Below are 15,376 nucleotides of genomic sequence, written 5' to 3'. Positions count from 1 at the left end.
GTAATCACAAGAGGGGGAATATAAATATGAAAATATCCTAAAAGCATTTCACCGATTGAATACTCTCCGAAATATGTAAATGAAAAAGAAATACCAATTATTAAGAACAATAAAGCGGATGTTCCAGTTCCAACTTTTTTTCGTATCTTAGCTTGGGTTATTATCGTTTTTCACCTCCGACATTATTATTTAGTAAAAAATATCTATTTGTTATTATTTTATATAATAATTCTACCTATTGCTATTCAGTGTAATAAATATATTTTTTTAGCTAATAACTAATGAGATAAAAAATGAAGAAGCGGGGGGGCTGTCTTAGATTTTATAAGTGATTCGTGGGATTTTATATTGATCAAAAGTTTTCAAAACTATCTTTTGCGCTATTAAGCATCATTAAGATTTAAATGAATACGACTTCGAATGGTAATAAAAGAATAAAAGACCTGTGAGAAAAACGATTAAAAATCACTTTTCTCACAGGTCTCTATTTAAGTATTACGCGTTTTGTTTTGAAAATTCTTCTTCTAACATAGTGCCGTTTTTAGCTAAGTTGATATGCATATTGAAAGCTTTTTCAAGAATGTGAGGTGTTTGACCACCACGAGTTAAAGCTTCAGTGTAGTATTCCCAAAGTTGTTTTTTATACATTGGGTGTACGCAGTTTTCAATAATTAATTCAACGCGTTCTCTTGGTGCTTTACCGCGTAGGTCAGCATATCCCTGCTCAGTAACGATTACATCAACATCGTGTTCTGTATGGTCCACGTGTGATACGAAAGGTACGATTGAAGAGATTTTACCGCCTTTAGCGATTGATTTAGTTACGAAAATAGCAAGACGAGCATTACGTGCGAAGTCTCCAGAACCACCGATACCATTCATCATTTTAGCGCCTGAAACGTGAGTAGAGTTTACATTTCCGTAAATATCTAATTCAAGTGCAGTGTTGATTGAAATTAATCCCATACGACGAATTAGCTCTGGGCTATTTGAGATTTCTTGTGGACGAAGCATAATTTTGTCTGCATATTTCTTAAAGTCACCGTATACTTGTTTCATTTTTTCTTCAGATAATGTAAATGAGCAACCTGAAGCGAATTTAACTTTACCAGCATCTATAAGATCGAATACTGCATCTTGAAGTACTTCAGAATATACTTCTAAATCTTCAAATTCTGAATCTAGCATTCCGTGTAAAACAGCGTTTGCTACTGACCCAACGCCTGATTGTAGTGGAGCAAGATTCTCAGTTAAACGACCTTCTTTAATATCATTACGTAAGAAATCTAGTAAATGGTTTGCCATGATTTGAGTTTCTTCATCTGGCGGTACAATCGCTGATGCAACATCAGGGATATCAGTAATTACAATACCTTTTACTTTTTCAATATCAACATAGAATCCAGGCTTGCCGATTCTATCAGAAGCATTTACTAAAGGAATTGGTTGTCTAGAGCCTTGTTCTTCTGGTGTATATACATCATGCAATCCTTCTAACATAGGAGATTGCGCTACGTTAACTTCTAAAATAATATTTTTTGCGTATTGAGCAAAGATTGCGTTGTTACCAACTGAAGTTGTTGGAATAACCATTCCATCTTCTGTAACGGCAACCGCTTCCAAAATCGCATAATCGATACCTTCAGTAATAGTGCGTTGACGAACTAGTTCTGCTAGGTGAGATAAATGTGTGTCGTAATATTGCATGTCCCCAGCATTGATGCTTTTACGCATAACTGAGTCCGCTTGGAAAGGTGAACGTTTGTTAACGATTCCTGCCTCAGCAAGGATTGTATCAACGTGTCCCATTGATGCACCAGTAAGTACGTTAACTTTAAATGCATCTGTTTTAGCTCTTTCTACTAAAGCTTCTGGAATGGCTTTTGCATCACCTGCTTTTGTAAATCCGCTTAAACCTAATGTCATCCCATCTTGTATCCATGATGCAGCCTCTTCAGCTGTTACAATTCGATCCAATAGTCTAGCATCTCTAATACGATCTGTATTGTTTTTCATCTTCCATCCCTCTTTCGTGAATATTAAGAATATTGTATCTTCTAAAGTTAACAAAATAGACAAAAACGGATAACTTTAGAAAAATTTAAGATAAAGCACGAAAAAATATGTTTGAAATAGCGATTATTAAAAAGCTAATAATTTCCTGAAATAACTAGAGTATGATTGACTTACTGGGATTTTTGTACCATCTTTCATTGCTAAAACAAATGTAGAATGCGTATCTGGATAGATTTCTTTAATTTGATTGACATTCACAATGTACGATCTGTGACAGCGGATAAAGAAATCTTTTGGTAGGATATATTCGAATTCTTGTAAAGAATATTTATGTGTTCCGACTTGATCGTTGGCATAAACAAAAGTTTTTCTTTCTTTTGCTTCAAGGTAGCTTACATTATTATAGGGAATAGGTACCCATCCATCGTTTGATTTGACTGTAATAACGGATTTTCCTTGTGTCATAGCAGGGTAGATGGCTGTTACACAACCTTGCAATTCTCCATCTTTAAAGTAGGGTTGTGATTGTCCATCGTATGGAATCCCTAGTATATCCCTATGGACAAAATCAGAAATTTTCTTTTTACTAGTTAAGGCTCTATGTGTAATAGTACCTTCGACAATTGGATCTCCAGCTTTAATTTTTAAGTTAATTCGTTTACTAGGACGATAGTAAATATATTTTTCTTTATCAGTTACCGCGATTGAAATCTCATCGGAAAATAGCTCGCTTATCACGTCTAGAAATGATTTCACCGTTAAATTCTCCATTTTAAGTCCCCTTTGTTTCAGACATCTTTTATATTTCAATCTTATTTTATTTCTTTTTTGAAATAGTTTCTATTGAAGTGACTCGAAAAAGGGAATTTTCTTAATATACTAATAAAAAAGCAACCCATTCGCGTGAAAACGAATGGGTTGCTTCTATTTTTTTACATAAAATTAATTGTTGAAGCTGTCTTATTTAATATGATTTCTGTTTCGCGTGGTTTTGTTTGAGCAATGATTTCACCATTGCGAACAGAATATAGAACTTCTGATTGAAGACGAAGTGCATGGTAACTATTTTCTGCATTTAAGACGATAAAGTTAGCAGAATTACCTTCTACGATTCCATAGTCCTGAATTTCGAGTGCTTTTGCACTGTTTTCAGTAATAAATTTTAATCCATTTGCAATTTCGCTATAGCCCATTAATTGTGCAGCGTGCAGTCCCATGTGTAATACTTGTAACATATTACCGTTTCCGATAGGATACCAAGGATCCATTATATCATCGTGACCGAAACATACATTTAATCCAGCTTCATTCAATTCTTTTACTCGTGTTAGACCACGGCGTTTTGGATAAGTATCGAAGCGACCTTGTAAATGAATATTAACTAGGGGATTAGCAACGAAATTCATCTCAGCCAACTTCAATGCGCGGAATAGCTTATACGTATAGGCATCATTATAAGATCCCATAGCTGTTGTGTGACTCGCTGTAACACGTCCTTGATAGCTATTGTGGATTGTTTCACGAGCAACTACTTCTAAATGACGTGATTGTTCATCATCAATTTCATCACAATGAATATCAATCGATTTGTCATATTTCATTGCAATTTTGAAAAGCTCACGAATGGAATCAGCGCCATCATCACGAGTAAATTCGAAATGAGGAATGCCACCAACTACATCAGCACCCATTTTCATCGCTTCTTCTAACAATTCTAAGCCGTTAGGGAAGGAGATAATGCCTTCTTGAGGAAACGCTACGATCTGTAAGTCGATAAAAGACTTCATTTCTTCTTTAACTTCTAACATTGCTTCTAAAGCAACAAGAGTCGGGTCAGTTGTATCAACATGTGTACGCACATGCCCGATTCCGTTAGCGATTTGCCATTTTAATGCTTTAGTTGCGCGTTCTTTTACATCTTCTTTTGTTAAAAATTCTTTTCGTTCAGACCAGCATTGAATACCTTCAAATAGTGTGCCACTTTCGTTCCAACGAGGTTGTCCAGCTGTTAACGTAGTGTCTAAGTGAATATGTGGTTCAACAAAAGGAGCACAAACTAGATGTCCTTTTAAATCAATTTTATGATCGATTGAGTAATTGTTCGTACCAGCTTTAGTTATTTGAGAAAAACGATTATTTTCGATAATAATATCCCATAAGCCTTCTCTACCAAAAATAGTGGCATTAGCCCACATTTTTATACTCATTGATGATTTCCTCCTCTTCATGTTCAGACACGATTGATGTCTTCATGATTTTTACTGATACTACATACACAATTCCGGCTACTAGCAATGTATTTAATGGTGCAATTCCAGGAAGTGTTAACCCTGCAATGACTCCTGCTAACCAAGCTATAATGGCTGGTATGTGTAAATTTTTAATATTTGCATTTTCATACGTAATATACTTGCGCTTCTTAATAAAGAAGAAATCTACAATAATAATGGCACCGATGGCAGGCAATGTTGATCCTAAGAATGTTAACCAGCTAACAAAGTTGTTGTATAACCATGTTGCTAACAGTGTCCCGATTACACCGTTTATCATAACCATAACTACTTTTGGCTTTTTAAACATTGTTGCGAATCCAAGACCAGAAGCGTATAAAGCATTATCATTTGTTGTCCAAATGTTTAAGCCAAGAACTAAAATAGCAGGTAAAATTAAACCTTGAGAAAACATAACATCTGAAATGTCATTGTGACCTGTTGCAATTGTTCCAATAGCTCCGAATAAAAACATTAATGTATTACCTAGGAAGAAGGCGATTACAGTTGTGATAACAGCATCTTTACCTGATTTAGCATAGCGAGCAAAGTCAGGTGTTAATGTTCCACCACTAATGAATGTTCCAATCGTAATCGTAAGTGCAGCGGCTAAAGTTAATGAAGAGTCTGGTGTATATTCAAATAATGCATTCATACCACCCATACCATCTACTGCCATAGAAGCACTCATTGAACCAAGAATTGCAATTGCTGGTACAGCAATCATACTTAAAATAGTTAAAGCTTTCATTCCGAAATACGCTGTTACTGTCATTAAAACACCAATTGAAATGATTAAAAGTGTTAATGGTACACCTGTTACTTTATGAACAGGATAAGCAAACATTCCAACACCAACGCCGAACCAACCAACTTGTGTAGCGCATAACATAAATGAACTGATATATGCGCCTTTTTTACCAAAAGCATATTGTGCAAGTAAGTGAGTTGATAATCCTGTTTTTGCGGCAATATAACCTAATGAACCTGTAAATGCACCTAAGATAATATTTCCTAGTAATACAATCAAAATTAGTCCTTTAAAAGTTAAGCCTTCGCCTAGAGAACCGCCTGCCCACATGCTAGCTGAGAAAAATGTGAATCCCAACATAACAGCTAGCATTTTAATAAAGCTGTTTCTCTTTCCTAATGGTACTGATTGAAATGAATAATCTTTGTCTGTCATTTTCATACTATTTCCTCCCAAGTTTTAAGCTTGGTGAGCAATGGTTTAGTAACAAAAGGGTTACTAAACGCAAAAAACCACTTATCAAATTTGACAAGTGGATTAACTCTAAAGGATGATCGAGACCGATGATAGAATTTTACCATCAAGAATCACGAATACCAAACAGAATATCGCCCACCTTGTCAGCCTCTCTGGACTGTTCTTAAAGGTTTTGTTTATTAAACTATCGTTATATTAGCAAACTATTTTCTTGAATAACAATGGTAATTTTTATCTATTTTTCTAAAGGGTACTATTAGAATATTCTGGGGATTAATTTTTTGTTTATACATAAAAATCGGTATTTTATGAAGGTAATACTGTGGGTGATTTAGAGTTAACAACTGAGGGGGAGGTGTGAATTTGATAAGGTTTTTATTTATATAGCTGATTTCATAATTCGAATAAATATTATTTTAATAGCGTAATAAAAGATGGAAACGATAAGTAGAAAACAAAAAGACGTCCAATAAGGACGTCTTTTTTCTCGAATTGAGGCGACTAACTACACTCCACATTTGTGTATTCTCAATTAAGAGTGTTAGTCGTCTTACACAATTTAGCTCATCGCTCGATAACTATAACATGAAATTGATTAACTATGCAAGTTGCTTTATAGTTACATTTTTATATTAATATAGTTTGATTGTGAATAATTATTACTGATTATTAAATGTTATAAAATAGTAAAAAATGTTCTTTTTTAGAATATAAAACGTTTAAATATGAATAAATGGGTATTTTTGTTTTTTAGTAATTTGTATTAATCACATTATTAGCGTGATAAATATTTTTACTATATAATATATTCGAAATGAAAAATATATTATTTCTCGAGAAAATGTGAGCTTTTATGAAGTTTTGTGCAAACCTTTTCATTTCATGGTTGTTTTCTAGAAACAATCTAAAATTGTTATTTCTAAAGTGAGATATATGCGCAATCAGGGGGAATCGTAAAGATTTATTGCGGCTATATCGTTAAGACATTTTAGGAATACTACCTTGCTTTATTCATACAGACAAAAGAGAATGGGGGAGTTTTCTATGAAACAAAAGAAAAAAATCCACTTTGCTTGGTGGGTATTACTAGGCTTAAGTATAATGATTGGTCTGGCACGTGGTGGAATTAACAATGCTGGTGGGTTATTTTTAACACCAGTTACTCAAGATTTAGGTATTGAAATGGGAACATTAACTTTATATTTTAGTATTTCATCAATTGTTACGATGATATTTTTACCGATTGCTGGTAAAATGATGGCGAAATACGATATTCGCTCTCTACTAATTGGCGGTATTATTTTACAAGCTGGATCATTTGCAATGTTTGGTTTAATGAATTCCGTTTGGGGTTGGTATATCTTTTCTATTCCAATGGCAGTCGGTTCAATTTTCGTCAACCAAATGGCAGGTCCAGTATTAATAAATAATTGGTTTAAGAAACATAATGGTTTAGCGTTAGGTATTATGATGGCTGCGGTTGGTGCTTTTGGTGCCGTAATTCAACCATTAGCCGGGAATTTAATCGCTAGCCAGGGGTGGCGTTATACTTATTTAATTCTTGGTATTGCCGTAATAGTAGTCGTTATTCCAGTAGTTCTATTATTAATTAGAATGGCTCCACAACAAAAAGGGCTACTTCCATATGGAATGACTGTATCTGATTCAAATGATGATAAAAAAGAGGAACATACGGAAGATATAAATAAAGGTGTAACTTTTGCAATAGCTAAAAAATCTTATGCATTTTATGCGTTATTTTTATTCTTTTTCTTTGTAACGGCAATTGGAAGTTTTGCTCAGCATATCGCGCCGTTTGCAATGGGAATTGGTTATGATATTAAATTTGCGGGTAGTGTTATGGGTGCATTTATGGTTGGTATGTTAGTTGGTGCGCTTGCTTTTGGATTCTTAACAGATAAAATTGGTTCTAAAAATACAGCACTTTTTGCAATGATTGTTGGCTTAGTATCAATGGTAATGCTATTAACAGCAGCGGATCACCCAACGATGTTTACTTTGGCAATTGGTATTTTCGGCTTCATAACAGCTTCAATTGGCACATTAACACCACTTCTTACAACTGAGTTATTTGGTATCAAGGAATATAGTCAAATCTTTGCTACAGCTGCATTAGGCTTGGCAATCGCTGGTATTGTTGCATTACCTGGATATGGATTTGTATATCAATTTACAGGAAGTTACACATATGTTCTATGGTCAATTATCGCAATGCTAATTATTAACATTGTTCTTATCCTAGTAGCATTTAAAGGGAAGAAAAAACTGGAAAAAGAAGGTTTGTGGAATTAATTCATATTCCGTGAATTAAGAGATTTATTGAATGGCTACCTATTTAGAGTAATAGATTCTGTTTTGATATGAGAAAACAGAATCTAAGGTGGATCAAGAACTATTTTAATACTCAATTTAATCTATTAATTTACTGTAGTTTTTGACAAATCAAATAAAACTAGAAAAAGCAACGAAATTTCTTTAGGGATTATTCGTTGCTTTTTTGTCATTTTGTCTTTTAGAATAAAATGAATGTTGTTACAAAACTCCATATTGAATAGTGTACGAAGAAGGATTTTATATGAATCTTTAGTTAGTGATAATATGGAAAATTATCTTAACTATTATTTACTGCTTCATTCCCACATTACTTACCTCGCTTCTAGAAATATACTGCCCAATTTTCTTGAATAATTGAATTGTCATTTCTATTTCTGTTTGATTAGGCCTTCTGCAATATCTTATAGGTGGAATTAAGATCCAGATAAAATCACCATAATTTGGCCAAACTTCAATCGTCCACATATTATCTTTTTTAGAATATGAAAGCGTTAATTTCTCAAAATCATTTTTTTGGCAGATAGATAGAATATCCTCATCCTTATTCAAAATTGCACTTAAATAATCATTTTGATTGGAAGTAAAGCTAGGTTTACTTTTTCTTTTAGATAAAATATCTCCACTATATTTCAAAGAAATAGTGATATCTTGAGTAGGTTTACAATCTTTGATTGAAAAATTCCAGCGGAAAATATAAATCCGTCCCATCCATTTATTAATCGTTTTATACGATGCTTTCATTTTTTCTAAACCTAATTTTTGCCCATCCAACTCAACCTGCTGATTACGAAAACTCTTTTTAGGTATGGATTGATTAAACTCATTTACAACCATATTTAAAGAATTATAAGCTCTGCTATCTACTATTGAATATATCCCCATGTTATCCTACCTTAAATTGTTTTATTAGTGTCTAATGACTGATTCTGATCACTAGATTCATATTCAAATTCGCTTCTTTTTTTAATACCTTCAAAAATTTTATCTAGAGGGACTGGAGAAAATAGTTTTTGATTGGTAGCCTTTAAATAGATGACTCCAAATAATAGAATAATAGGTATAACAAAGAGAGAAATCTTTAATACTGTTATGTCTACATACAAGGTATAAATCATATATATACAAGCTACAATTCCAACGATTTGTGGAAGGGGATATAACGGTGTTTTAAAAGGTCTATGTGCTTGAGGATATTTTTTTCTTAGTATAATAACATCTACCTGAGTAATGATGTAGGAAATTAACCAAGTTCCACAGGCTACTGAAATCATAGTTGTTATAAAGTCAATATTTGCATTATTCATAAAAGCATAGATCAAAACAATTAAAGTTAAACCAATTACAAAGAAAATTCCAACCCAAGGTGTACGTGTTTTTGGATGTAAATAGGAAAATGCTTTTGGTAAGAGACCTTCTTTGGAAAGACCATAAAGCATTCTAGGCACAGCGGCTAAATATGTGTCACAAGTTGTAATAGCTGCTATTATAGAAACGACTCCCATTAATACTAAACCAAATGATCCAAGCATAGCTTCTGCCCCTGCGATATGTGGAATAGTTGACTTTGCTAATTCATCAAGACTAATGTATTTTGTTACACCTAAACCAAATAATAAATCGACTAGCCAAATCGTAAAACAACCGAATAGCATTGCTAAGGGTATGTTTCGTCCAGGATTTTTAATTTCCTCTGCTAAAGGTGTTACAAATTCCATACCAATAAATAACCAAATGGCAATTCCAAGTGTTCCAATCTGTTGCTTCCAAGAAATTGGAGAAAATGGAGGTAATTCAGCAATTTGTTCTTGTGTACCTAAACCGATCAATCCAAGAATACCTAATGTAGCAAGTAAGAGCATCATAGAGATAGCAAGAACTGATTGAACCTTACCAAACACCGAAACACCTAACATATTAATTGCCGCTAAAAAACATAGAATGACTATTACGGCAATATACCATGGTATTCCTGTTAAAGTTTCAAATGATTGCCCTCCAATAATCATGTTTGTTCCACCATCTGTTCCTACAAGTACAATATAGCCAGCTATTACACCAAATAAAGCAGGTAATTTTCCTAAAGCTGGCATCGTATATTCTCCTACCATTCCTGCCCCTGGAATCATAGCAGCCATCTCCGAATAGGACAAAGCTACACATAATATAACAATTAAAGCTAAGAAAGCTATAATACTAAAAGCAGGTCCTCCTACTCCATAGCCATTTCCCAACACTACCATAGCCGAACCAGAAACTACTAAACCAACGGAAGCAGAATAAGCAGCCCAAAATCCAAGGGTTCTTTTTAATTTTACATCACCCATTTTATTCCTCCTTCTTAATTTCCATGGAATGCTTTCTCAAATAATAAGATATAATCTTCCTTTGAGGCTTTACGGGGATTGCTTGAAGCTGAAACATTTTGTGTGGCACCTTCCGCTAAGTAGTCAAAGTCAACTTGTTTTACATAAGATAGATCTTTCATTTTTGGAATGCCTATACCTTCTGCAAGTTTAGTTAATTTCTCTACACCTGCATATGCAATTTCTTCTTTTGATTTACCTTCTACATTGACTCCTAATAATTTTGAAACCATCATATGCTTTTCAATATTTGAGGGGATATTATATTCGAAAACATATGGTAAAATCATTGAATTAGCGACCCCATGAGGAGTATCATATAACCCTCCTAAAGCTTCAGCCATACAGTGAACTCCACCAACATCAGAATTACCAAAAGCTATTCCTGCAATTAAACTACCTATTAACATATTTTTTCTAGCTTCTAAATTTGTCCCATTGTGTACTGCCGATTCTAGATTATTAACTATCAAATCAATCGCATATAAAGCCAAAGCATCTGTAATAGGTTCAGCAACTGTACATGTGTATGCTTCAATAGCATGCGTTAAGGCATCCATCCCTGTAGATGCAGTAACAGATGGAGGTAAAGTAACCGTTAATTCTGGATCTAAAATAGCTATTTTAGGAGCTAATTTGTTATCTAAAATATTCATTTTTAACTTTGTCTCTGAATCTGTAATCACTGAAAAAAAAGTAATTTCACTTCCAGTGCCAGCGGTGGTGGGAATGCAAATAAGCGGAGTGATTGATTGTTGAAGGTTATTAAGTCCATACCAATCTTTGATTGTTCCTCCATGTGTTAATAGTGTACCTACAGCTTTTGCTGTATCCATACAACTTCCTCCACCAAGCCCAATTAATAAATCGACTTCTTCTTTTTTTGCCAACTCATAAGCAGTCATACAATCATAATCTCTTGGATTTGGTTTGATTTCATCAAAGGTAACATAATATATTTCTGCTTGATCCAATAGTTCCGTTACTTTTTCAACAATACCTGCTTCTTTTAACCCTGCGTCTGTTAGAAGCATTATTCTACTACCGTTTAATTCAGATATATAGTCTATTAGCCTTGCTATTTTTCCTATTCCAAATTCGATTCTGGTAGGAAGATTAAACGTATAATAATCTAACACAGATATTACCTCCTTTATAATATCTGAATATTACAGAATATTCAGATATTTTGTAAATGGACAAAATGTAAGAAATTTGCTCATTAACATTCACAATACGTCTATTTAAAGGACTATAGTCTATGTTTTGGTCTCAGAAACTTTATTTTCAATCTCTAAAGATGGTTCATACCTTGAATTAGGGTACAAAAGAATCAAAATGCCGATATTTCAACAAAGGTCGAAGTTCTATTCGTTGTCGAAACAAGAATCTAAATAGTTGGTTTTGTTGTTTTATAGTCTGTTGTGGAATCCCTTTTTATTTGAAGAAACAATGTTCTGAATATTCAATAGATATTAAGGGGTTAGTTAACAAGCAAATTAATATGCTTGAAATAAAAGGGGATATCACAAAAATGATATACGTTATTTAGAACATGCACTCATATTTTTGATAGGTGCTTAATAAATTTAACAGTAATACCACTTACGGAAGATAAGGAGGTGTTTGGAATGAGTGGAAAAGAGCAGAATTTTACACGAATTAAATCATATGTCCCTTTTCATAGTGTGTTTGATCCATGCCCTCCAATAGGGAAGAAATTTTATTATACACCACCACAACTCTATATGGGTTTTCAGCCTCCAGATTTAGAACAATTTCCAGCAAAGGAAGCATTGAGAAGAGGAACATTATGGCCGGCTTTTTACGATTATTATGAAAATCCATACAAAAAGTAGGTGAGTTTTTTTATGTCCAATGCTTTACCTGAAGAGTATTATCAAATTTTAGAAGATCTACAAGCAGCGGATTTTGTATTAGTTGAATTGACACTATACTTAGATACTCATCCGACTGATCAAAATGCGATTGCACAGTTTAACTCATATGTTCAACATCGTAACCAAATTAAATATGAATTCGAATCACGCTTTGGTCCACTTCAGCAGTTTGGGAATAGCTTTTCTGATGAAAAGTGGAGCTGGCATAGCTCACCATGGCCGTGGCAAGTATAGGAAGGAGAAGAATATGTGGATTTATGAAAAAAAATTACAATATCCGGTAAGAGTAAGTACATGTAATCCAAAGCTTGCAAAATTTTTAGTAGAACAATATGGTGGGGCAGATGGGGAATTAGCAGCAGCACTACGTTATCTAAATCAAAGATATACCATCCCTGAAAAAGTAATGGGTCTTCTTACGGATATTGGAACTGAAGAATTCGCCCACTTAGAAATGATTGCAACGATGATATATAAACTGACCAAAGATGCAACGCCAGAACAATTGAAAGAAGCGGGACTTGGAGATCATTATGTTGGTCATGATTCTGCTCTATACTATACAAATGCTAGTGGTGTTCCTTTTACTACTAGTTATATCACCGCTAAAGGAGACCCAATTGCTGATTTATATGAAGATATAGCAGCTGAAGAAAAAGCGCGTGCAACATATCAATGGATTATTGATATGTCTGATGATGTGGATTTAAATGATTCGTTAAGGTTCTTACGTGAACGAGAAATCGTTCATTCTCAAAGATTTAGGGAAGCAGTTGAAATTTTAAAAGAAGAGAGGGATAGGAAAAAGATTTTTTAAAGAAGAGCTACACAAAAGTGTAAGGGCTAAGCCAAGTGTGATTATTATCACTTTTGGCTTAGCCCTTTATTTTGACTTATGCTTTGTTACTAGAACCAAAAATTCGAATTTTATTAATAACGGTAGTCTTAATAGCATCTCGACCTGGTTGAATATATTTACGTGGGTCATACACGTTATTATCATTAGCTAATATTTCACGAACCTTTTTTGTAAATGCCATTTGATTTTCTGTGTTCACATTAATTTTTGAAGTACCTAAAGAGATAGATTTTTTAAGATCAGCAATTGAGATACCTGTACCACCATGTAAGGACAGTGGTATTTTCGTTGCGTTTTTGATGTCTTCCATTTCTTTAAAGCCAAGATTTGGTTCACCTTTGTAAGGACCATGTACAGATCCTAATGCAGGGGCTAGACAGTCTATATTTGTTGTTTGAACAAATAATGTACATTCTTCTGTATCTGCATAGATGATTCCTTCTGAAATGACACCATCTTCATGACCGCCAACTGAACCAAGTTCAGCTTCAACGGATACTCCATACGCATGAGCATAGTTGACCACTTTTCGCGTTATATCCATATTTTCTTTCAACGGAAGGTGAGATGCATCAATCATGACTGATGAATAACCAATATCTATCGCGGACTTACATTTATCAAAAGAAGCTCCATGATCTAAGTGAAGGACAACAGGAATGGTAATATTCATGTCTTCTATTAAACCTTTAATGGCCATGTAAATGGTTTTAAGTCCACCAAAATGTTGAATACCAGCTTCACCAATTCCTAAAATAACTGGTGATTTTTCTTCCTCTGCAGCAGCAAGAATGGCTTGTGCCCATTCAACATTGTATACATTGAATTGACCTACAGCATATTTTTCTAGTAATGCCTTGTTTAATAAGTTGGTCATGGAAACGAAAGTCATATTTTTTTCCTCCTTTAAATGAAAAGACCGCTCTACTTGTTAGAAAAGAGAGGCGGTCTTTTTTTGCTATCATTCTATGTTTTATATAAATAAATCTATAAGTAGTACGCCACCAAGTCCAACTAAAGAAATAATCGTAACCATGATTGACCATGTTTTGATTGTTTGTCCGATTGTTAAGTTGAAATATTCTTTATATATCCAGAAACCGGCATCATTAACGTGTGAGAAGGTAACACTACCAGCTCCTGCAGCTAAAACCATTAACTCTGGGCTTGCACCTGTTGTAGCGACAAGGGGTGCTGCAATTCCGGCTGCTGTCATACCAGCAACTGTTGCAGACCCAACTGCAACACGAAGAAGCGCTGCGATTAGCCAAGTTAAAAGTAAAGGTGAAAGCGTAGATCCAGCCATTATATCTGAAATATATTGATCAATATGACTATCAATTAATACTTGTTTGAATGCGCCACCAGCAGCAATAATTAATAGAATCATTGCAATTCCGCTAACGGATTCAGTAAGTGATTGCATAATTTGTGGCATTTTTCTACCACGGTTTATACCAAAGGTAAAGATTGCAACTATGACAGAAATCAATAAGGCAACATTGGCATTCCCAATAAAATCAACAACTGGCATAATAGCAGATTTTGGAGCGAAAATTTCAACGATAGCTTGTAATGCTATTAAGATAACAGGTAATAAAGCTGTAAAAAGGCTGATTCCGAATTTCGGCATTTCTTCTTCAGTGAATTCTTTCGGGTTAAATAATCCTTTTGGAATCTCAATTTCTAATGATTCCTTTTTAAATAATTTTGTATAAAGAGGACCAGCTAGAATAAGAGCTGGAATAGCTATAATGACACCGTATATCAACGTTTTTCCTATACTAGCTCCAAATACATCAGCGACAGCTGTAGGACCTGGATGAGGTGGCACGAAACCATGCATTGTAATAAGCGCAGCAATAACTGGCATTCCAATATAAAGAACAGGAACTCTAGCTGCTGTTGCAATAGTAAATACAAGTGGAATTAATACTACGACACCAGTCTCGAAAAATAGAGCAATTCCGACAATTGCAGCTGTAACAACGGCAGCTAACTGTACTCTTTTTTGTCCAAAGCCGTTAATGAGCGTAGTAGCAATTCGTTGTGCACCACCCGAATCAGTCATTAACTTACCAAGAACGCCCCCAAAAATAATTACCATTGTTAGGTTACCAAGTGTGGAACCTAATCCGCTTTGAATAGATGCCATCGCATCAAGAGGGGACATTCCTTCTAAAATCCCTACTACTAATGAAACTAGAATTAAAGAAACAAATGCATTTAATTTTAATACAACCATTAATAATAAAAGTAAAGCAACCCCTATAGTTACTGATATAATTGGCATTTTCTCCTCTTTTCCCTTACTTAAAAGGATGATGACTGACTCTTATGGAATATGCCTTTAAATGTCAAGTGAAGATGGCGCAATAAGTCAG

The 15,376-nt window shown here is 34.2% G+C and carries 13 protein-coding genes; 4 read left to right on the top strand and 9 right to left on the bottom strand.

The window, feature by feature from the left end:
• Nucleotides 1–495: 495 nt before the first annotated feature.
• The 4 genes from scpC to codB all read right to left on the bottom strand — a co-directional run bounded on the left by scpC (nucleotide 496) and on the right by codB (nucleotide 5,478).
• Complete coding sequence (gene scpC / locus TX86_RS08615; protein ID WP_042348058.1) at nucleotides 496–2,016, bottom strand: succinyl-CoA:acetate CoA-transferase ScpC; 1,521 nt, start codon at nucleotides 2,014–2,016, stop codon at nucleotides 496–498.
• A gap of 126 nt (nucleotides 2,017–2,142) precedes the next feature.
• A complete protein-coding gene (locus TX86_RS08610) occupies nucleotides 2,143–2,787 on the bottom strand; it encodes a LytTR family DNA-binding domain-containing protein (protein WP_042348055.1) in 645 nt (214 codons plus the stop codon).
• A gap of 161 nt (nucleotides 2,788–2,948) precedes the next feature.
• On the bottom strand, nucleotides 2,949–4,223 hold the full coding sequence (codA, locus tag TX86_RS08605) for a cytosine deaminase (RefSeq protein ID WP_042348052.1): 1,275 nt from the start codon (nucleotides 4,221–4,223) through the stop codon (nucleotides 2,949–2,951).
• Complete coding sequence (gene codB, locus TX86_RS08600) at nucleotides 4,201–5,478, bottom strand: cytosine permease (protein ID WP_042348050.1); 1,278 nt, start codon at nucleotides 5,476–5,478, stop codon at nucleotides 4,201–4,203. Before codB ends, codA begins: the two co-directional genes overlap by 23 nt.
• 1,080 nt (nucleotides 5,479–6,558) lie before the next feature.
• On the opposite strand from codB, the gene TX86_RS08595 reads away from it, so the two are divergent.
• Nucleotides 6,559–7,827, top strand: coding sequence for an MFS transporter (locus tag TX86_RS08595; RefSeq protein ID WP_042348049.1), 1,269 nt, complete (start codon nucleotides 6,559–6,561; stop codon nucleotides 7,825–7,827).
• Nucleotides 7,828–8,157: 330 nt separating this feature from the next.
• Here the strand turns inward: TX86_RS08595 and TX86_RS08590 are convergent, their stop codons facing one another.
• Genes TX86_RS08590 through TX86_RS08580 form a run of 3 tightly spaced genes read right to left on the bottom strand, consistent with a single transcriptional unit; the run spans nucleotide 8,158 to nucleotide 11,371 of the window.
• Complete coding sequence (locus tag TX86_RS08590) at nucleotides 8,158–8,751, bottom strand: DUF3156 family protein (RefSeq protein ID WP_042348047.1); 594 nt, start codon at nucleotides 8,749–8,751, stop codon at nucleotides 8,158–8,160.
• An 11-nt stretch (nucleotides 8,752–8,762) separates the two neighbouring features.
• Nucleotides 8,763–10,193, bottom strand: coding sequence for an APC family permease (locus TX86_RS08585; protein ID WP_042348044.1), 1,431 nt, complete (start codon nucleotides 10,191–10,193; stop codon nucleotides 8,763–8,765).
• Between the two features lie 14 nt (nucleotides 10,194–10,207).
• On the bottom strand, nucleotides 10,208–11,371 hold the full coding sequence (locus TX86_RS08580) for an iron-containing alcohol dehydrogenase (protein WP_042348041.1): 1,164 nt from the start codon (nucleotides 11,369–11,371) through the stop codon (nucleotides 10,208–10,210).
• A gap of 492 nt (nucleotides 11,372–11,863) precedes the next feature.
• Between TX86_RS08580 and TX86_RS08575 the strand changes: the two genes are divergently transcribed.
• Genes TX86_RS08575 through TX86_RS08565 form a run of 3 tightly spaced genes read left to right on the top strand, consistent with a single transcriptional unit; the run spans nucleotide 11,864 to nucleotide 12,950 of the window.
• The gene (locus TX86_RS08575; RefSeq protein ID WP_042348039.1) at nucleotides 11,864–12,091 is read left to right on the top strand and encodes a spore coat associated protein CotJA; all 228 of its coding nucleotides are present in this window, start codon (nucleotides 11,864–11,866) and stop codon (nucleotides 12,089–12,091) included.
• A gap of 12 nt (nucleotides 12,092–12,103) precedes the next feature.
• Entirely contained in the window at nucleotides 12,104–12,367 is a 264-nt protein-coding gene (locus TX86_RS08570; RefSeq protein WP_042348037.1) for a spore coat protein CotJB, read from the top strand.
• A 13-nt stretch (nucleotides 12,368–12,380) separates the two neighbouring features.
• Nucleotides 12,381–12,950 carry a manganese catalase family protein gene (locus TX86_RS08565; protein ID WP_042348034.1) on the top strand — a complete coding sequence of 190 codons (570 nt, stop codon included), beginning with the start codon at nucleotides 12,381–12,383 and terminating at the stop codon, nucleotides 12,948–12,950.
• A 76-nt stretch (nucleotides 12,951–13,026) separates the two neighbouring features.
• Here TX86_RS08565 and fba read toward each other — a convergent pair whose 3' ends face one another.
• Nucleotides 13,027–13,884: a class II fructose-1,6-bisphosphate aldolase gene (gene fba / locus TX86_RS08560; RefSeq protein ID WP_042348032.1), complete on the bottom strand. Its 858-nt coding sequence runs from the start codon at nucleotides 13,882–13,884 to the stop codon at nucleotides 13,027–13,029.
• A gap of 81 nt (nucleotides 13,885–13,965) precedes the next feature.
• Nucleotides 13,966–15,285, bottom strand: coding sequence for a gluconate:H+ symporter (locus TX86_RS08555; protein WP_042348030.1), 1,320 nt, complete (start codon nucleotides 15,283–15,285; stop codon nucleotides 13,966–13,968).
• Nucleotides 15,286–15,376 lie beyond the last annotated feature (91 nt).

The organism is Bacillus massiliigorillae, from assembly GCF_000380245.2.
GTDB classification, from domain to species: domain Bacteria; phylum Bacillota; class Bacilli; order Bacillales; family DSM-1321; genus Bacillus_AD; species Bacillus_AD massiliigorillae.
Note: the sequence above shows the minus strand (reverse complement) of the source record. Positions and strands in the feature narration are given on the sequence as shown.